The sequence below is a fragment of the Cupriavidus sp. SK-4 genome (assembly GCF_000611125.1).
Taxonomy (GTDB): Bacteria; Pseudomonadota; Gammaproteobacteria; order Burkholderiales; family Burkholderiaceae; genus Cupriavidus; species Cupriavidus necator.
This window is the reverse complement of record NZ_JFJW01000055.1, coordinates 13,967-32,851: the sequence shown is the minus strand read 5'-3', so window position 1 is coordinate 32,851 and position 18,885 is coordinate 13,967. Positions and strand designations below refer to the sequence as shown.

The window sequence follows — 18,885 nt, the reverse complement described above, 5'->3', positions numbered from 1 at the left end:
CCGCCCACGGAGAACAATACACATGCCAAGCAGTATTCTCGTTGTCGAAGACGAACCGGCGATCGCCGAACTGATCGCCGTGAACCTGCAGCACGCGGGACACTATCCGATCCGGGCCTACAACGCCGAGCAGGCGCTGTCGCTGATGAGCGACGTGCTGCCCGACTTGGTGCTGCTCGACTGGATGCTCCCGGGCAAGTCGGGCGCGAACTTCGCCAAGGAGTTGCGGGCCAACGACCGCACCCGCCAGATCCCGATCATCATGCTGACCGCCCGCGGCGAGGAGCAGGACAAGGTGATGGGGCTTGAGGCCGGCGCCGACGACTACGTCACCAAGCCGTTCTCGCCCAAGGAACTGCTGGCGCGGATCAAGGCGGTGCTGCGCCGCCGCGCGCCGCAACTGACCGACGACGTGGTGGCCATCAACGGCCTGCGCCTGGACCCGGCCACGCACCGCGTCACCGGCCAGGACGACAGCGGCGCGATCAAGCTGGACCTGGGTCCGACCGAGTTCCGCCTGCTGCACTTCCTGATGACGCATCCGGAACGCGTGCACAGCCGCTCGCAACTGCTCGACCAGGTCTGGGGCGACCATGTCTTCGTCGAGGAGCGCACCGTCGACGTCCATATCAAGCGCCTGCGCGCCGCGCTCACCCCCGGCGGCTACAGCAATATGATCGAAACCGTGCGCGGCAGCGGCTACCGCCTGGCGCGTACGCCCGGCGCCTGACGCGCCGGACATGGCAGGGTGGCTTGACGTGCCGCCCGGCCAGCATTGCCTACGCTGCTGGCAGGGCGCGGCGAATTCGTGGCACACTCCGTCGCAACCCTGCAGCCTTCCGTGGCTGCGAGCCTGAACCCTGCGCATGAATGTCATCTGGGCCCGTTCCGTGGCCATCCTGATCAGCCTGCTGGTGCTGTCCGCCGGTGTCTACCTGGCCGTGGGCCCGGTGCCGGCGCTGGCGCTGGCATGCGTATCACTGCTCGGGTTGCTGTTCTACTACCTGTACCAGATCAACCGCCTGTGGAAGGTGCTGGATGCGCCGGTCTACGGCGAGATCCCCAGTGCACTCGGACTTTGGGGCGAGGTGTATTACCGGCTGCACCGGCTGGTCAAGCGCTGGCGCACCCAGGTGCTGCAGGTCGAGCAGCAGCACACGCGCTTTATCCAGGCCATCCAGGCTTCGCCCAACGGCGTGCTGATGCTGGACGACGCCGACCAGATCGAGTGGTGCAACGACGTGGCCGAGCAGCATTTCGGCCTGAACGCGCGCCGCGACGTGCGCCAGCGCATCACCCACCTGATCCGCCGGCCCGAGTTCGTCCAATACCTGACCCGGCAGCGCTTCGATGACCCGCTGGTGATGCGCGATATGGGCGAACACAAGCACAGCGTGATCGCGGTGCAGATCTTGCCCTATGGCGACAACCGCAAGCTGGTGATCACGCAGGACATCACCAAGCTCGAAAACACCGAGGCGATGCGGCGCGACTTCGTTGCCAACGTGTCACACGAACTGAAGACGCCGCTGACGGTGCTGACCGGCTTCCTGGAGACCGTGCGCGACCTGCCGGTGTCGGAGGACGACCGGCGCCGCTACATCGACATGATGCTGGCGCAGTCGGTGCGCATGCAGAGCATCGTCGAAGACCTGCTGGCGCTGGCCAAGCTGGAAAGCGATGCGCAGCCGCCCGGCAATGACATCGTGCCGATCCGTGCCATGGTGGCGCACCTGAGCCACGACGCCGAGGCGCTGTCGCAGGGACGGCACCAGGTCTCGGCCGATATCGACCCGACCGTGGGGGTGCGCGGTGTGGAAACCGAACTGCTGTCGGCGCTGGGCAACCTGGTGTCGAACGCGGTGCGCTACACGCCGGATGGCGGGCGCATCACCATGCGCCTGGCCTGGGAAGAGGGCCATGCCGTGTTCTCGGTGGCCGATACCGGCCTGGGCATTGCGCCCGAGCATATCCCCCGGCTGACCGAGCGCTTCTACCGCGTGGACCGCAGCCGCTCGCGCGACACCGGCGGCACCGGGCTGGGGCTGGCCATCGTCAAGCACGTGCTGTCACGCCACCATGCGGACCTGCGCGTGACCAGCGAGGAAGGCCGGGGCAGCGTGTTCCGCGTGATCTTTCCGCTTGAGCGCAGCCTGCGTTCGGCAGGCGGCGAAGGTGCCGACACCCCGGCGCCTGGCGTGGGACCCACGGCACCGCCGCAGTCGCCGGACACGTCACGGCGTGCCGCCTGAGCCCAAACAAAACCCCGCCTTGGCGGGGTTTTTGTTTGGGCTGCGAGGTCCCTCAGGGCATCCCCCCAAACATCACCAGCATGTCGTTCTGGCTCACATGCGGACGCTTCGAGCGCGTCTGCTTGCGCGCATAGTTGCCGTCCGGCTGCATGATCCATGCGGAGGCGTTGTCGCGCAGGTGCACCTGCAGGCTTTCCTTGATGACGCGTGCCTTCAGCGCCTTGTCCAGCACCGGGAAGGCAACTTCCACGCGGCGGAACAGGTTGCGGTCCATCCAGTCGGCGCTGGACAGGTACAGCACCTCTTCGCCGCCGGCGTGGAAGTAGTAGACGCGGTGGTGTTCCAGGAAGCGGCCGATGATCGAGCGCACCGAGATTTTCTCGGACATGCCCGGCACGCCCGGCATCAGCGCGCACACGCCGCGCACGATCAGGTCGATCTTCACCCCCGCGCGCGAGGCCTTGTACAGCTCGTCGATGATCGATGGCTCCAGCAGCGCGTTCATCTTGGCGATGATGCGCGCGGGCTTGCCGGCGCGCGCGTTGCGGGCCTCGGCGCGGATGTGGTCGACCAGGTTGCTCTGCATGGTGAAGGGCGACTGCCACAGGTGGTTCAGCCGGATGGTGCCGGCGGTGCCGGTCAGCAGCTGGAACACGTGGTGCACGTCTTCGCAGATCTCCTCGTTGGCCGTCAACAGGCCGAAGTCGGTATAGAGCCGGGCGGTGCGCGGATGGTAGTTGCCGGTGCCGAGGTGGGCGTAGCGCCGCAGCTTGACCTGCTTGGCCTTGGGGCCGGTGGGCTCGCGCCGCACGATCAGCAGCATCTTGGCGTGGCACTTGTGCCCGACCACGCCGTAGATCACGTGTGCGCCCGCGGATTCCAGGCGCTCGGCCCAGTTGATGTTGGTTTCCTCGTCAAAGCGCGCCAGCAGCTCCACCACTACCGTCACTTCCTTGCCGTTGCGCGCGGCGGTCATCAGCGCTTCCATCACCAGCGACTCATTGCCAGTGCGATAGACCGTCTGCTTGATCGCGACCACGTTGGGGTCGGCCGCGGCCAGCTGCAGCAGGTCGAGCACGGAACTGAAGCTCTCGTACGGGTGGTGCAGCAGCACATCCTGCTGGCGCATCACGTCGAACATCGACGCGCCGGCGGAGAAGGCCCTGACCGGGGCGGGCACATATGGCGCAAACTTCAGCGCGGGCCTGTCCACCATGTCGGGAATCTGCATCAGCCGCACCAGGTTCACCGGCCCGGAAACGCGATACAGGTCCTGCTCGGCAAGGCCCGATTCCAGCAGCAGGCGGCGCGCCAGCGGTGCCGGCGTGTCCGACGAGATTTCCAGGCGCACCGTGTCGCCGAAATGGCGCGTGGGCAGCTCGCCTTGCAGCGCCTCGCGCAGGTCGGTGATCTCGTCTTCCGAGACGAACAGGTCGGAGTTGCGCGTGACGCGGAACTGGTAGCAGCCATGCACCGCAATCGCCGGAAACAGCTCATGCACGAAGCCCTGCATGAAGGACGACAGCATCACGAAGCCATACGGGTAGCCCGACAGCTTCTCCGGCATCTTCACCACGCGCGGCAGCGCGCGCGGCGCCTGCACGATGGCCAGGTCGGCCTCGCGGCCGAAGGCGTCCTTGCCGGACAATTCCACCACGAAGTTCAGGCTCTTGTTGAGCACGCGGGGAAAGGGGTGGGCGGGATCCAGTGCAATCGGGGTCAGCACCGGCCCCAGCTCGCGCTGAAAGAACTCGCGCGCCCATTCGCGCTGGGCGTCGGTCCAGGTGGTGGTCAGGTGGAAAAAGACACCCTCTTTTTCAAGTAGTGGAAAAATGGTGTTCTGCAGCATGTCATACTGCGAAGCCACAAGCCGTTGCGTGCGCTCGGTGACAAGCTGGTAGGTCTGCTGGAATGACAGGCCGTCCGGAGTCAGTCCCGAAGCGTTGTCGCGCATCTGTTCCTTCAGGCCCGCCATGCGGATTTCAAAGAACTCGTCCAGATTGCTGGACACGATGCAGATGAATTTCAGCCGCTCCAGCAGCGGGACCTTCGGGTCCGCTGCTTGTGCCAGCACGCGGGCATTGAATTCCAGGATGCCCAGTTCGCGGTTGAGCAGCGTACTGGACGGAGTCGTCGACATGAGCATGACCTTCTTTTGGTAATGTGGCGACTTTTTCATAAAAACGTGTCACTTTTATGACAGTTTGATTTTGTCATGATGCAGACATGACCAGGACATATTTTTCCCGGGCGCGAACGCCGGCAGGCCCAGGCACCAGAGTGCACCTGCCGCGCCACGCAACGCCAACGCGAACCAGCCCTCCTAGCACACGATGAACAACACCCCACGCCTGCTGGCTGCCGTCGACATGGGTTCGAACAGCTTCCGCCTGATGATCGGGCGGGTGGACGAGACCCCCACGGCCAACGGCCCGGCCAGCCAGATCTTCCAGGTCGACGCACTGCGCGAGCCGGTCCGCCTGGCCGCCGGCCTGACGCCCGACAAATACCTGGACCAGCCCGCGCGGCGCCGCGGCATCGATGCGCTGCGGCGCTTCGGCGACCGGCTGCGCGAGTTCGCACCCAGCCAGGTGCGCGCCGTCGCCACCAACACACTGCGCGTGGCCAAGAACGCGTCCGAATTCCTGATCGAGGCCGAAAGCGCGCTGGGCTTCCCGATCGAAGTGATCGCCGGGCGCGAGGAAGCGCGGCTGATCTACCTCGGGGCCTCGCACGATGCCCCGGCCTGCCAGGGCAACCGCCTGGTGGTCGATATCGGCGGCGGCTCGACTGAGTTCATCATCGGCAACGGCTACCAGTCCAAGCTGATGGAAAGCCTGTATATCGGCTGCGTATCGCACAGCCGCCAGTTCTTCCCCAGCGGCAACGTCGATGAATACGCGATGAAGCAGGCCGAACTGGCCGCGCGCCGCGAGATCCAGGTGCTGGTGCGCCAGTACCGTGCCGCGGGCTGGGAGCAGGCGGTCGGCTCGTCGGGCACGGCGCGCGCACTGGCCGAGCTGATCGAACTCAATGGCATGAACGACAGCACCGCCGAGCACGGTATCACACGCGAAGGGCTGGAACGCCTCAAGCGCGCGCTGATTAAGGCCGAGAACACCAACCGCGTCAAGCTGACCGGCCTCAAGGCGGACCGCATCCCGGTGCTGCCGGGCGGCTTGTCGATCATGCTGGGCGTGTTTGCCGAGCTCGATATCGAGCGCATGGATGTCACCGACGGCGCGCTGCGGCTGGGCGTGCTGTACGACCTGCTCGGACGCAGCCACCATGAGGACATGCGCACCGTCACGGTGGACCAGTTCATGCGCCGCTACGGCGTGGACCGGGCCCAGTCCGGCCGGGTGCGCCGCGCCGCGCAGACGCTGTTGTCACAGTTCCCGGAGCCGGCCAACGAACGGCGCGAGGACAACTTGGCGCTGCTGGGCTGGGCCGCCAGCCTGCATGAGATCGGCATGACGATCTCGCACAGCGGCTACCACAAGCATTCGGCCTATATCGCCACCCATGCCGACATGCCGGGCTTTTCCAAGACCGACCAGGCGCGGCTGGCGACGCTGCTGCTGGGCCATGCGGGCAAGCTCGGCAAGCTGTCGGGCAGCGGCAGGTTCGTCGACTGGCGCATGCTGTTCAGCCTGCGCCTGGCCTTTGTGCTGTGCCGCCGCCGCTCGGACGTGGCCTTGCCCGATATCCGCGTGAGCCAGCTGGCCGAAGCGCTGGACGAAGGCTTCACCGTGCGTTTGCCGCAGGCGTGGATCGAGGCCAATCCGCTGATCGAATACAGTCTGGCGCAGGAGGCCGATGAATGGCAGCGGATTGGCAAGCGCTACAAGGTCATCTACGACTGAGCGCACTGCGGAAGGGCGGCCGCCAGGGCGGCGGCCGCTTACGGACGCCTGGCGCCGCTCAGGCGGCGTTGTTCAGGCCGAGGAAGTGGCGGGCGTAGCGCGGGTTCATGTCGTTCACGCGCAGCAGCGTCAGGAAGTCCGCCACGTTGAAGTCTGGATCCCAGGCCGGCTGGCCGCAGATTTTCGCGCCCAGGCGCAGGTAGCCCTTGATCAGCGCGGGCGGCTCGACGTCCAGTTGCTGGTTCAGGTCCTCGACTGGCAGCGGCACGCGCGGGAAGGCATGGTATTCGATCGGCGCCAGCGAGCGCTCGCTGAACAGCCGGTGCAGGCTGGCCGCGTAGTGGCCGCCGTCGTTCATCGGCACGCTGGCGCAGCCCAGCATCGATTCGATGCCCCAGCGCTGCAGGTACTCGCCCAGGCCGCCCCACAGCGCCATGATGACGCTGCCCGAACGGTAGTCGCGGTGCACGCAGGAGCGGCCCAGTTCCAGCATCTTGGGGCGCAGGTGAGCCAGGCGCACCAGGTCGAATTCAGATTCCGCGTACAGGCAGCCCAGGCGCTTGGCCTGGTGCGGCGGCAGCACGCGGTAGGTGCCCACCACGCGCAGCGTGGCCATGTCGCGCACGATCAGGTGGTCGCAGTAGGCATCGAACATGTCGATGTCCAGCTCCGGCACCGAAGAGGTCAGGCGCGCGCCCATTTCCTCGGCAAAAACCTTGTAGCGCAGGCGCTGGGCTTCGACTACTTCGTCCTGGTGGCGCGCCCACGCCACGCTGAGAACAGGCGATTCATGTGCCGGTGTATCTGATTGGCGATGAAGACGGCTCCGCGCCGTCTGGCCACCAAGGCCATTGGGCAGAGAGTCGAAAAGCGGCTGGGTGGGCGTCGGCAGATCTCGCATCAGTATGTCCTTTTGGTGACGAAACTGTTGCGATGCAATGTAGTGAGGGCGGGTGACAGTGCCGTGACCCGGGGATGACGGTTCCGTGACGTCCCCTGCCAGGGCGGACGGTTGGGCGCTTTCGGGCGACGGGTCAGGGTGTGGGTTGCGATCCTCGCCAGCAATTTGGCGATCGGCCGGGCCATTCATGGGGAATCTCCGTGACACCTGCTATCGGCACCAGAAGAGGCGCCAAGGCCACTCTAATAACGAGAGATTCCGCCCGCCATCAGCAATTTCTGATTTTGACGGGACAAAATGGGGCCAGGTGCCGTCAGGCGGCACCTGGCATGCCGGAAGCGGGGCTCAGAGGAATTCGGGGTTGATGACGGCGCGCAGCACGGTCTGCGCCTCGCTTTCGCGGGTGCGGCCGGTCAGCCACCAGATGCCGCTCTTGCGCACGCTCCAGTTCATTTCCGAGCCGGCCAGCAGCAGGCTGGCGACGCGGCCGATCCATGGCTGGTGCCCGACCACCACCACGTGCTCGGGGCGTTCCGGCCACTCGACGGCGGCAAGCACCGCGCTGACGTCGGCGCCGGGCACAAGGGCGTCAACCATTTCCGCCTCGGCAGTCAGCGCGGCCGCCGTTTCACGGGTGCGCAGCGCGGGGCTGCACAGCACGCGGGTGTCGGCCGGCAGATGCGCGCGCAGCCATTTGGCGGATACCTCCGCCTGCTTGTGGCCGCGGCGCGTCAGCGGGCGCTGCAGGTCGGCATGGCGGCTCAGGCTGAGCGCGTCGGGGAGGTCTTCGGCTTCGGCGTGGCGCCACAGGATCAGGTTCATGTCGGACAGGGCAATGAGCGTGCTTCGAGTATGGTGAAGCGGCCCGACCGGTGCAAGCGCCAGCTGGCCCGCGCCGGTGGCGCAGGCCAGGCTGCACGCGGCGCGTAAACGGAAGCAGGCTGCCTGTCGGGCAGCCCGCAAGTGTGTCCGGGCGCGGTGTCAGCGGCGTGACAGCGCGTCGGCGCACAACGGCCGCGGCGCGGGCGACAGCCGCGCATGCGGTATCGCCGGGGCCGTGCAGAAACTCAGGACTTGTGGCGGAAGTTGATGCGTCCCTTGGTCAGGTCATAGGGCGACATTTCCAGGGTGACACGGTCGCCGGCCAGGATGCGGATGCGGTGCTTCTGCATCTTGCCCGAAGCGTATGCCCAGATTTCGACGCCGTTTTCCAGCGTGACACGATAGCGGTTGTCAGGCAGGGCTTCCGACACCACGCCGCCAAATTCAATGAGTTCTTCCTTAGCCAATCTGTCTTCCTTTTCGGCAGCCCGTGAAGGCTGCGTGGTTGCGATTTCAAAAATCCTGTTCGGTTCGCCCGGCACGGCGCGGAACCGCGGCATGTTTCGCCGATTGCGGCGAAGCGCGCCTTGGGTTGTTCGGGGCAAGCTCACGCGGACTGCGGCGCGCGGCGCCTGATGCTCGGTCCTGTCAGCGGTGCGGATGGCTTGGGCGACGGCCTGGCCGCTGACGGCCGGGGAGGCCGTGTGCTTTGCGGAGCAGGCGGGCAGGTTGTACCCGGTGGTTCGCCAGTTTGGTGTCGTCGCGGGAGGCCCGCGCCGGCGGCTGCTGTTCGCTCGTGAAGAGCGCGCTGGTGAGAACGCCCGGTTACAGGGATGCACGGACACCCCGGGGGCTACTTTGACATTGTATCACGTACGCAGTTGCAGCATGGCCGGCACGTAGCGGCAGATGGCCGGCCGCGACGGTTGCACCGTGCCGCCAAAGTCGGCATTCATGTGCCTTAAAAAGCGCGCCTTGCGGTCTGGCCGGCTTGGTATTTGCCCCATATGAGCTAGAACTAACTCGTACGGCCTTGCCGGGCCGGATCTCGCAAGGAGACTGCCATGGAACTCCATCTGGAATCGCACCGCTACGTTCGCTGCCGGCCGGACTGGCGGGCCGCAGTGGTGGCGGGGCTGATTGCCGGCGCGGTCTACATGGTGCTGGAACTGCTGACGGCGCGCTTTCTGCTGTACCAGGGCGCCTGGGGCACGGTGAAGATGGTCGCGGCCATCATCCTCGGGCGTGAAGCCCTGTCTGCCGATGCCTTCAACTGGACAGTCGTGCTTTCGGCGGGGGCGGGGCACTTCGCGCTGTCGATCATCCTGGCGGCGGTGCTGGCGATAATCCTGTCGTCATTCCGCTTCGATTCCAGCCTGTGGCTGGCCTCGGTGGTCGGGATCGTGTTTGGTGTGGTGGTTTACCTGGTCAATTTCTACCTGCTGGGGACCTACTTCAACTGGTTCGACGAGGCCCGCGGCTGGGAAAGCCTGTTCGCCCACGCGCTCTTCGGGCTGGTGGCGGCCGACGTCTACTGCAATCTCGAGCGACGGCGCGGCGGGGCGGAACAGCAGCCTGCCTGAACCAGGAGATGGGGATGAGGGAGGGGGCCTCCTCCCGGCTGGCGCTTTCGGTTAGCCCATCTGGTTGATATGACGTCTAACGCGCTCGCACTAACCTAGAGGCAAAGAGCGGCCGCCGCCAACCATGCCCGCGGACAGCTACACCGGAGTACCGAGCCCATGCGGGTCGCAATCGTCAGTACCGAAACCACTGGGCTCACGCCAGCGGACGAGCCCGTCAGCATCGGCCTGCTGCTTGTCGAGGTGGCGCCGCGGGCTGGCACGCTGTTGCGGGAGATCACTGACTATTACGGTTCGCAGGAGCCCACCGTGCCGATCAGCGAAGCTGCCACCGGCACGCACGGGTTGACCGCGGAGATGCTGCGCGGGCGGCGCTTTGACGTTGATGCCATCCGCGCCATCGTTGACGACGCGGATGTGCTGGTCGCCCACGGCGCCGAATTCAACGCGCGGATGCTGGGAAAAGTGCTTCCCGACATCCAGCACAAGCGCTGGCGCTGCTCGGTGCGCCAGGTCCGCTGGTCCCAGTACTTCCACGCCCCTAACCACAAGCTCGATACGCTGTGCGAGCACCTGCGCATCTTCCGGCCCCGTCCGCAGGTTGCGCTGGATGATTGCCTGGCGCTGTCCAAGCTGCTGTTCCAGCACATGGGTGCAGCCGACCAGGCCACGCCCATGGGCTTCCTGCTGGCCGAGTCCGACTTCGTGCCGCGTATTGCGATCAGCGTGCCAGCGCCACCGGCGCCGCCGCCGTCTCCTGCGGTCCCGGCCGACGCCGGCCAGTCATGGATGCCAAAGGTTGAGACCAGCCATGCTGGCCCAGGCCGGGGGCTGGTCATCGTCGCGGTGATGCTGATGCTGTTCGCGGGGGCGCTGATCTGGCCGGACTTGCTGCGGTGGTGAGAACAGATCCTGTCCCGCCCTTGGAGGCCGCTTGGCAGAAAAGAAAAACGGCCTGGATCTTTCGATCCAAGCCGTTGTTTCCATTACATATTTCTGGTCGGAGCGATAGGATTCGAACCTACGACCCTCTGATCCCAAATCAGATGCGCTACCAGGCTGCGCTACGCTCCGAAGCCGGCGATTGTAGCCGGGCTCAGGGCTTGCGGTCAATCTAATGTGATGATGCCCGCTCTGGCGCACTCAACCTTGCCGGCCTGCTCCCCCTTCTGGCGGGGACGCTTTGGCTTGACTTGGGTTTGCGCGCTGGGATAATCCGCACACCGCACCAGTCCGACCGGCGTGCTTTTGGGAACGCCCGGTTTGCCTATTCCTTCCGGACTGACCTGATCACCACAACAAGAACGGCGCTCCCGCCCGCGGCGGGCGCCTCGGCGTGCTTGCGTCTGCCGGCTGGCCGCGGCAGTCGTCCTGAAACCGGGTATGCGGCATTGATAACAACGGTCCGACACAGGACCGGTAAAGAGCAGGTAACAGCGGGCGCCATGCGGAGCACCGCTTGTCGCCTTGGACGGGAATGAAGATGTTTCAGTCGCACATAGTTGTGCTGATCGCGGGGTTGTTCGCCCTGCAGATGGCGGTGGTTTGCGTGGTGTTGCGCCGCTCTGCGGGCATGGATCGCAGCGGCCTGACGTCGTGGGCGCTGGGGAGCGTGCTGGCCGCGATGGCAGCGGCCCTGGCGGCGGTGCAGGAACTGCGCCCGCTGTGGCTGGTGCTGGAATCGAGCGACCTGGCGCTGCTGGCGGCGCTCTCGGTCATGGCCGTGGGCGCGCGGCATTTCGCGGGCCGGCCCGGCCGCGCCGCGCCGTTGCTGGCGCTGAACCTGGCGGCCGCAGCGGCGGTGGCCTGGCACGACCTGGCACCGCAGTATCTTGCCGTGCCGGCGCTGATGCCGGAGATGGCACCGCTGCTGACGATGTGCCATATCGCAATGCTGCTGGACCTGGCCCGCAGCGCCTTGCCGTCGGTGCCGGCCACGCGCGGCACCGGCCGGCTGGCGGCGTTGTCGCTGGTATTGATCGTCATCGCCGCGGCGGCCATCAACGCATGGACCGTGGCGCTGCCGCTGGCCGAAGTCATGCAGGGCGGCGCCTGGCCGCGGCCGATGCCGTGGGACGGCGAGCTCGCCATGCTCAACATCTTTGCACTGGTGGGGGTGTCGGTCAGTTTTGCGCTGATGGCGCACGACCGGCTGCGCCGCATGCTGGAGCGGCGCGCGCGCCATGACGACCTGACCGATGTGCTGCTGCGCGGCGCGTTCTGGGAGGAGCTGGAGGCAGCCTGCCTGCGTGCCGAGCGGCAGCGCAAGCCCCTGACGGTAGCCTTTGTCGACCTCGATCACTTCAAGGCAATCAACGATGTCTACGGCCACCTGGCGGGCGACAGCGTGCTGCGGCATTTCGCCGGGCAGCTGCGCAAGAATTTTGGCCAACTCGAGGTGGCGGGGCGCCTGGGCGGCGAGGAATTTGCCATCCTGATGCCGGATACGGCGCTGGAGCAGGGCCGGCTGGCCTGCCTGCGGCTGGCCACGGCGGTGCGCACCACGCCATGCCCGTCCGAGCCTGATCCAATTGCCTATACCGTCAGCATCGGCCTGGCGGCGCGGCAGCCGGGCGAAGGCGCCGATGCGCTGATGCGCCGCGCCGACCGCGCGCTATACGACGCCAAGCTGAAAGGGCGCAACTGCGTGTCCCTGCATCCGGCTGGCAGCGAGGCGGGCACCGATGGCGGCGCTGTCGATGGCCCCTACATCACGCGCGGACAGCCGCGTGCCGCGTCCTGACCTGCTCCGCTTGTCACTGCGCTGCGGTGCTGCGGTAGAATGCTCGCCTTCGCGTCCTTAGCTCAGTTGGATAGAGCACTCGCCTTCTAAGCGAGCGGTCAGAGGTTCGAGTCCTCTAGGACGCGCCAGCCTCTCGGGGCCATCCCATCGATTCAGGTTACTGATTCGTCCCCGCCGGGCGCTTCCCAGCCGCCTGGTCTGTCACGATCCTGGCACCGACGTCCTTCAGCAAGCGCTGGAAGTCGGGCGACTCCAGGATGATCTTTCCCGCGGCGGCGCGCAGGCGGTCGACGGCTTCGGCCGGCAGCGAGAACGATGTCGCCAGCTCGTTCAGGTAATCCAGTTCCGCCTTGTCCGTCAGCCGGGCGAACGACACATCGATGGCATAGATGGTCGCGTCCGGCGTGCGCAACGCCGCAGTGACGGCAGCATCCTTGTTCGCGGCAAAGGCGCGGGACTCCCGCAGCCGGCGCATGGCTTGCCACCGGGACTGGCTGTCCTTCAACAGTTCGGTCGCCTCATAGGAATAGTGGTCGATTGGCACGCCGGTGGCTTTCACCAGAATCTCCAGCGTACCCGGCGCAGACTCCGACTTGTCCCATGCCGTCCGGGGCGTGGACAGCGAATTGACGACGAAGACCACGATCCTGCGGGTATGGTCCAGGGGCGAGGGCTGGCCGTTCAGGTGCAGGGCCTCCAGGACCTCGAGGGAATCCAGCACGCTGCGCATGCCCAGGTTGTCGGAGACGCCGCCGTCCACGACGTGGATATAGGGCCGGTTGATGCTGTCCCCGTATTCCGCTTCTTCCTTCAGGTGCCGGGTTGCGCGCGCTGCCGGACGGGGCGGGTCGCTGGCATCGATAAACGGCTTGATCCAGTCGGGGGGCACGTAGCCGCAATTGCCGCCGTAGTTATTGAGCGTGATGGGCGTCAGGACCACGGGAACTGCCGACGATGCCGCGGCCGCACGGGAAAGGCGCAGCGCGTTGAGGTCTGAGCAGAGTACGTCGAAGGTGGTCTGCGTGAACGGAAGGCGTGCGCCCGTCGAGATGTCCGTGGCCGAGGCAATGATGAACGGACCCTTGCCCCGATGGAGGTCGCCAAAGGTTGCGCCATGGAAAAGAATCTCGTCATACAGGTCGGCGGCCAGTTCAGAGCGGCCCCAGCCGCTCGACCACAACGACGGCCAATACGCCGGATTCAGCGTCCGGAATGTGATCTCGCCCTGCACGTCGCGCTTGAGGAAGCTCTGTTCGTAGTGATCAAAGAGCCTGTCGCCATACAGGCCGTAGGCGAGGGCAGTAAAGCTGCCACCTGACACGCCGGTGATGACGCCGACATGGTCGAGCAGGCGTGACCGGTTGCCCTTGGGTCCGACCACTTCGGTGTCGCGCAGGAACTCAAGCACGCCATACGAGAATGCCGCCGCGCGCGTACCGCCCCCTGAGAAGGCGAGGATGACCAGGTTTTCGTTGTCCGCCGCATACTGGGGGCGCGTGAAGAACCGATAGCCGGTACCCTGGTCCGCGTGCGCGATCGGCGGATTGACTGGCCGGGAGGCGCAGGCGGCAAGCAGAAGCACCATCGAAATGACGGCCAAGGCTGAGGTCGGCGATCTGGCCATAGGTCCTCCGCGGCGACTGCAGGACGAACCGGACCGGGCGGGTCGGCGTGCTGCAACTCCCCCAATACTAGACGGCCAATGTAGCGATTGGCATACGTTTTGAGGTTGTCCCGGCCCGGCCGCTCGTCTAGACTGGATTTCACCTGTCCAAGAGACCGGTACTTAACCTGGCTTGGCGAATGCGCGGCGGTGAGGCTGCCGATCCGATACCTTTGCGGTGATCTGCAGGGAGACCAGCGATGTTGCCCACGCCCACTTCAGAGAGAGCGCTGTCCCGCGGACTACTCGATGTGCTGATCCGTGCCGGGCTGATCGCGGTGCTGGCAATCTTCTGCTTCCGGATATTCCGCCCCTTCCTCGATCTCATTGTCTGGTCCGTGATCCTGGCGGTGACCATCTACCCGCTGCAGGTCAGGCTCAGGCGCAGGCTGGGCAACAAGGACGGCCGCGCCGCCACCCTGATCGTGCTGGCCGCCATTGCCATCATTGCGCTGCCAGCCTACCTGCTGGGCGCCGCCATGGTCGACTCGATGGAGAATGCGATCGCCATCGTCAAGAGCGAAGGCATTCATATTCCGCCACCGCACGAGTCGGTCGCCAGCTGGCCGCTGGTTGGCCAGCGCCTGTATGACTTCTGGCTGCAAGCCGCCTCGGACCTGGCCAGCGTGGTGCAGACGCTGGCGCCTCAGATCAAGGAAATCAGCCTGGCCGTGCTGGCCGCAGCCGCCGGCATCGGCAAGGGGCTGCTGATCTTCGTCTTCGCGCTGATTATCGGGGGCATCTTCATGGCCTATGGCGAGGCCGGCAACCGTAGCGCCGTGCAGATTGCCTCGCGCATTTTCGGCCTGGAGCGGGGCCAGCGCATCGCCACGCTATGCACGGCGACCATCCGCGCGGTGGCGCAGGGCGTGGTCGGCATCGCCTTCATCCAGATGCTGCTGATCGGCATAGGCTTTGTGCTCAAGGGGGTTCCTGCCGCGGGCGTGCTGGCCATGGCCGTGCTGCTGCTGGGCATCGCGCAGTTGCCGGCCACGCTGATCACCGTGCCAGTGATCATCTATGTCTTTGCCACGGAAGGTGCCAGCGTTGCCACTATCGTCTTCGCCATCTATGTCTTCGTGGCGGGACTGGCCGACAACGTGCTCAAGCCACTGCTGCTCGGGCGTGGCGTCGATGTGCCGATGCCGGTGGTGTTGATCGGTGCCCTGGGCGGCATGGTGACCGGCGGCGTGATCGGCTTGTTCATCGGTCCGGTGGTGCTTGCGGTCGGGTATCAGCTGTTCTGGCAATGGGTGGAAGACCCGCCGCCGCAGGCGGATCCCGGCAACCAGCAACAGACCTGAAGTGGTCCGGGGTCGCGCATGTCGCGCTCGAATCATCCGTTGCCCGCATTGCTGGCCTGCGCCTGCTGCCTTGGCGGCTGCGCGCGCCTGGGGCCGGATTTCCAGCCGCAGCATGAGCCCTGGACGCAGCAGTGGCACAGCCCGGCACTTGAGCAGGCGACCGAGCAGCGGGCCCAGCCCGACATCCGCGAGTGGTGGCAGGTCTTTGCCGACCCGACGCTCGAACGCCTGATCGCCGAAGCCGACGCGCACAATGCCAGCCTGCGGATTGCCGGCCTGCGCGTGATGGAAGCGCGCGCGCAACTGGGCATTGCCCAGAGCGGGCGCTTCCCGCAACTGCAGCAGGCCAGTGCCGATGTCCTGTACACGGATCGCAGGCAGGCCGGTGGCCTCAACCCGCAGAATAGCCGCTTCTGGCAATACAGCGCGGGCTTCGACATCGGCTGGGAGCTCGATTTCTGGGGCCGCTTCAGCCGCGCCATCGAATCTGCCGATGCTGTCTATTTTGCCGCCCGAGCCAACCGCGACGATGTGCTGGTGCTGTTGCGTGCCCAGGTGGCTGAGACCTACTTTGCGCTGCGCACGGCCGAGGCACGGCTGCGCATCGCCCGCGACAATGCAGCGCTGCAAAAGCGCAGCCTTGAAATCACTGAGCGGCTGTTCAAGAGCGGCGAGACCGACGAGCTCGACCTGCAGCAAGCGAAGACGCAGTACCTGGGCACCCTGAGCAGTATCCCTGAATTTGAAAGCCAGATCATGCGCACCCGCAATGCCCTGGCGGTGCTGCTGGGCCGCCCGCCAGGCCCGTTGCCGGAGCTGCCGGAACTGGTGGGCAAGGAAGGGGTGATTCCACTGATCGATCGCGCGGTACTGCAGGATGTGCCCGCCAGCCTGCTGTTGCGCCGTCCGGATATCCGCGCCGCCGAGCTGCAGATTGCCGCGCAATCGGCGCTGATCGGCGTGGCCGAAGCCGATCTCTATCCGTCGCTGACGCTGCTGGGCAGCATTGTCTGGTCCGCCAGCACGCTGGCCGGCACGCCCAACAGTCTGGCCCTGATCGGGGGCCCCAGCCTGCGCTGGAACGTGTTCGACTACGGCCGCATCAAGAACACCGTGCGCGTGCAGGACGCCCGCCTGCAGCAGCTGATCGTCGCCTACCAGGATGCCGTGCGCCAGGCGGCGCGCGAGGCCGACGATGCCGCCAGTGCGCTGATCAAGTCGCTTGAGCGCGAGCAGATCCTGCGTGACACGGCGCTGGCTGCCAGGCGTTCGCTGACGCTGGCCAACGCGCTCTACCGCGAAGGCTACTCGGACTTCCAGCGCGTACTGGATTCCCAGCGTGCGCTGGCCACCCAGCAGGACACCTATCTGGTCAACCGCAGCAATGCCGTCAGCAACCTGATCGCCTTGTACAAGGCGCTTGGCGGCGGCTGGCACAGCGAGCAGCCACTGGTGGACCCGGCCACCCGTCAGCAGATGCAGCAACGCACCGACTGGGGAAACCTGCTGGATGAACCCGTCCCGCCGTCCGCCGGTGCCAGCCTCCCTGTGCGGCAGAGGTAGATATCCCTGAACGAGTGCCGATGAGCGACGCCCCGCAACCCCCCGCAGCCCCAGCGCCCAGCGCACCGCCGCCCGCTGCCGACCCGGCAAGGAAGGGCGTGCGCTGGGTGCTCTTGCTGATCGTCATCAGCCTGACCTGGTACCTGTTTGCCGACCGGCTGACCCCGTACACGCAGCAGGCGCGGGTACAGGCTTTCGTGGTGCCGGTCGCGGCGGAAGTGTCCGGGCGCGTGACCAAGGTGCATGTGCGCAACAACCAGGACGTCGCGGCAGGCACTGTCCTGTTCGAGGTGGATCCCCAGCACTACAAGATTGCCGTGGACCGCGCCCGCGCCGATCTGGAGTCGACGCGCCGGCAGATCGGCGCCAGCACCGCGGGCATCGAATCGGCGCAGGCATCGCTGCGCGCAGCACGCGCCAACGAGCTCAAGGCGCGCCAGGACAGCAACCGCCTGGAGCGCCTGTACAGCGATGACCCCGGCACCATTTCCCTGCGCCGCCTGGAGGTGGCGCGGGCCAGCCTCGAGCAGGCTGTCAGCCAGGTCGCCGCCGCCAAGGCCGAGGTCCAGCGCGCGCGCGAACAGCAGGGGGGCAGCGAGGAAGAGAACGCCAAGCTGCGCAGCGCCGCCACCGCCCTGGAAAAGGCCGAACTGGATCTTGCCAATACGCAGGTGCGGGCGCGCGCCGCCGGGCTGGTCACCGACCTGCGCACCGATGCCGGCCAGTTTGCCGCGGCCGGCAACCCGGTCATGACGCTGATCGCGATCCACGATCTGTGGATCAGCGCGGAGATGACCGAGAACAACCTGGGCCGTGTCGAGCCCGGCACGCCGGTTGCCATCGTGCTGGATGCGCTGCCGGGCAGGATCTTCGAAGGCCGTGTGCGCAGCGTCGGCTATGGCGTCAACGTCGGCCCGAGCACGCCGCCGGGCAGCTTGCCGACGGTGCAGAACAGCCGGGACTGGCTGCGTCCGGCACAACGCTTCCCGGTGGTGGTCGAGTTTGCCCAGGGCGAACTCGCCTCGATGCGCGGCATTCGCGTGGGCGGGCAGGCCGAAGTCATGGCGTTTCCCACCCAGGGCAACCCGCTCAATCCGCTCGGCCGCGTATTCCTGTACCTGATGAGCTGGCTTTCCTATGTCTACTGACAGCCCGGCGCTGCCGTTGCCCGTACGCGATCCACGCGCCCAGCGTTCGCTGCGCCTGGCCAGCGGCACCGCGCTGTGCCTGGCGGCCAGCTTCGGCCTGAGCCTGCCGATTCCCATGCTCGCGCCGGTGCTCGGCGTGTTCCTGCTGGCCAGCGTCAACCAGCCCATGTCGCCCAAGGCCGGGCTTGGCCTGGTGCTGGTCGTGATGCTGACCACCGGCACCGGCCTGCTGCTGATCCCCTTGCTGCGCCACTACCCCGTCAGCGGCGTGCTGATGATCGGCCTGTGCCTGTTCCTGGCCTTTCGCTATGGATTGCGCGGCGGCAACAACCTGGTCTCCACCTTCCTGGTGGTCGGCCTGACCATGATCTCGGCGGCGGGCACCATCGATTTCGGGCTGGCGGTCATGGTCATCGATGCCCTGGCGAAGGGACTGCTCGTCGCGGTCGTGGTGCTGGCACTTGGCCACTGGCTGTTTCCGGAACCGGCCGGCGCGCAGGCGCCGCCTGCGGCCAAGGCCTTGCCGGATGACCAGGCCGCCTGGATTGCGCTGCGCGCGGCGCTGGTGGTGATGCCGGCCTTCCTGCTGGCGCTGAACGATCCGGCCGCGTACATCCCGATCATCATGAAAGCGGTCAGCCTCGGCCGGCAAAGCTGCACCACCACGGCACGCGGCGCCGGGCGCGAACTGCTTGGCTCGACCTTGTTCGGTGGCGTGCTGGCCATCCTGTTCTGGTGCGCACTCAGCCTGTTCGTGCATTTGTGGATGTACTTCCTGTGGATGCTGCTGTTCGGCCTGCTGGTGGCGCGCAAGCTGTATGGCCTCAGCCCGTCGCGGTACCCGCCAGGCTTCTGGGTGAACACCCTCGTGACGCTGATCATCCTGCTGGGCCAGTCCGTGCAGGACAGCGCGGCCGGGAAGGATGTCTATACCGCCTTCGCCGTGCGCATGGGCCTGTTTGTCGGCGTCACGCTGTATGCCTGGCTGATGATCGAGCTGCTCGACCAGCCGCGCGGCGCACGACGGCGCGCCCGCTGAA

The 18,885-nt window shown here is 66.3% G+C and carries 15 protein-coding genes and 2 tRNA genes; 11 read left to right on the top strand and 6 right to left on the bottom strand.

Going from position 1 to position 18,885, the window contains the following annotated elements:
• Positions 1-22 precede the first annotated feature (22 nt).
• On the top strand, positions 23-730 hold the full coding sequence (gene phoB / locus CF68_RS10420) for a phosphate regulon transcriptional regulator PhoB (protein WP_018309300.1): 708 nt from the start codon (positions 23-25) through the stop codon (positions 728-730).
• 136 nt (positions 731-866) lie between these two features.
• Entirely contained in the window at positions 867-2,252 is a 1,386-nt protein-coding gene (phoR, locus tag CF68_RS10415; RefSeq protein ID WP_035818208.1) for a phosphate regulon sensor histidine kinase PhoR, read from the top strand.
• 52 nt (positions 2,253-2,304) lie between these two features.
• On the opposite strand, the gene ppk1 is transcribed toward phoR, so the two are convergent.
• Complete coding sequence (ppk1, locus tag CF68_RS10410) at positions 2,305-4,431, bottom strand: polyphosphate kinase 1 (protein WP_084187176.1); 2,127 nt, start codon at positions 4,429-4,431, stop codon at positions 2,305-2,307.
• Between the two features lie 154 nt (positions 4,432-4,585).
• Between ppk1 and ppx the strand changes: the two genes are divergently transcribed.
• The gene (gene ppx / locus CF68_RS10405) at positions 4,586-6,118 is read left to right on the top strand and encodes an exopolyphosphatase (RefSeq protein ID WP_035818206.1); all 1,533 of its coding nucleotides are present in this window, start codon (positions 4,586-4,588) and stop codon (positions 6,116-6,118) included.
• A 58-nt stretch (positions 6,119-6,176) separates the two neighbouring features.
• Here ppx and CF68_RS10400 read toward each other — a convergent pair whose 3' ends face one another.
• From CF68_RS10400 to infA, 3 genes are all read right to left on the bottom strand, one after another.
• Entirely contained in the window at positions 6,177-7,019 is an 843-nt protein-coding gene (locus CF68_RS10400) for a GNAT family N-acetyltransferase (protein WP_013957276.1), read from the bottom strand.
• A gap of 345 nt (positions 7,020-7,364) precedes the next feature.
• Positions 7,365-7,841 (bottom strand): histidine phosphatase family protein, encoded by a 477-nt coding sequence (locus CF68_RS10395; RefSeq protein ID WP_035818204.1) that lies wholly within the window; start codon positions 7,839-7,841, stop codon positions 7,365-7,367.
• 245 nt (positions 7,842-8,086) lie between these two features.
• A complete protein-coding gene (infA, locus tag CF68_RS10390; protein ID WP_008641674.1) occupies positions 8,087-8,308 on the bottom strand; it encodes a translation initiation factor IF-1 in 222 nt (73 codons plus the stop codon).
• 597 nt (positions 8,309-8,905) lie between these two features.
• Between infA and CF68_RS10385 the strand changes: the two genes are divergently transcribed.
• Both CF68_RS10385 and CF68_RS10380 read left to right on the top strand, forming a co-directional pair.
• Complete coding sequence (locus CF68_RS10385) at positions 8,906-9,424, top strand: hypothetical protein (protein WP_035818202.1); 519 nt, start codon at positions 8,906-8,908, stop codon at positions 9,422-9,424.
• A gap of 159 nt (positions 9,425-9,583) precedes the next feature.
• On the top strand, positions 9,584-10,327 hold the full coding sequence (locus CF68_RS10380; RefSeq protein ID WP_035818199.1) for an exonuclease domain-containing protein: 744 nt from the start codon (positions 9,584-9,586) through the stop codon (positions 10,325-10,327).
• Positions 10,328-10,421: 94 nt separating this feature from the next.
• Here the strand turns inward: CF68_RS10380 and CF68_RS10375 are convergent.
• A tRNA-Pro gene (locus CF68_RS10375) sits at positions 10,422-10,498 on the bottom strand.
• Between the two features lie 409 nt (positions 10,499-10,907).
• Here CF68_RS10375 and CF68_RS10370 point away from each other — a divergent pair.
• A complete protein-coding gene (locus CF68_RS10370) occupies positions 10,908-12,167 on the top strand; it encodes a GGDEF domain-containing protein (protein WP_035818488.1) in 1,260 nt (419 codons plus the stop codon).
• Between the two features lie 51 nt (positions 12,168-12,218).
• Positions 12,219-12,295: transfer RNA gene (locus tag CF68_RS10365), tRNA-Arg, on the top strand.
• 29 nt (positions 12,296-12,324) lie between these two features.
• Here the strand turns inward: CF68_RS10365 and CF68_RS10360 are convergent.
• Entirely contained in the window at positions 12,325-13,791 is a 1,467-nt protein-coding gene (locus CF68_RS10360; protein ID WP_035818196.1) for a patatin-like phospholipase family protein, read from the bottom strand.
• 239 nt (positions 13,792-14,030) lie between these two features.
• Between CF68_RS10360 and CF68_RS10355 the strand changes: the two genes are divergently transcribed.
• From CF68_RS10355 to CF68_RS10340, 4 genes are read left to right on the top strand one after another with little or no spacing between them, the layout of a single operon-like run.
• Complete coding sequence (locus CF68_RS10355; protein WP_035818193.1) at positions 14,031-15,134, top strand: AI-2E family transporter; 1,104 nt, start codon at positions 14,031-14,033, stop codon at positions 15,132-15,134.
• An 18-nt stretch (positions 15,135-15,152) separates the two neighbouring features.
• Positions 15,153-16,697 (top strand): efflux transporter outer membrane subunit, encoded by a 1,545-nt coding sequence (locus CF68_RS10350; RefSeq protein WP_035818191.1) that lies wholly within the window; start codon positions 15,153-15,155, stop codon positions 16,695-16,697.
• Between the two features lie 20 nt (positions 16,698-16,717).
• The gene (locus CF68_RS10345; RefSeq protein WP_035818189.1) at positions 16,718-17,845 is read left to right on the top strand and encodes an HlyD family secretion protein; all 1,128 of its coding nucleotides are present in this window, start codon (positions 16,718-16,720) and stop codon (positions 17,843-17,845) included.
• Positions 17,835-18,884, top strand: coding sequence for a DUF2955 domain-containing protein (locus tag CF68_RS10340; protein WP_035818187.1), 1,050 nt, complete (start codon positions 17,835-17,837; stop codon positions 18,882-18,884). Before CF68_RS10345 ends, CF68_RS10340 begins: the two co-directional genes overlap by 11 nt.
• Position 18,885 lies beyond the last annotated feature (1 nt).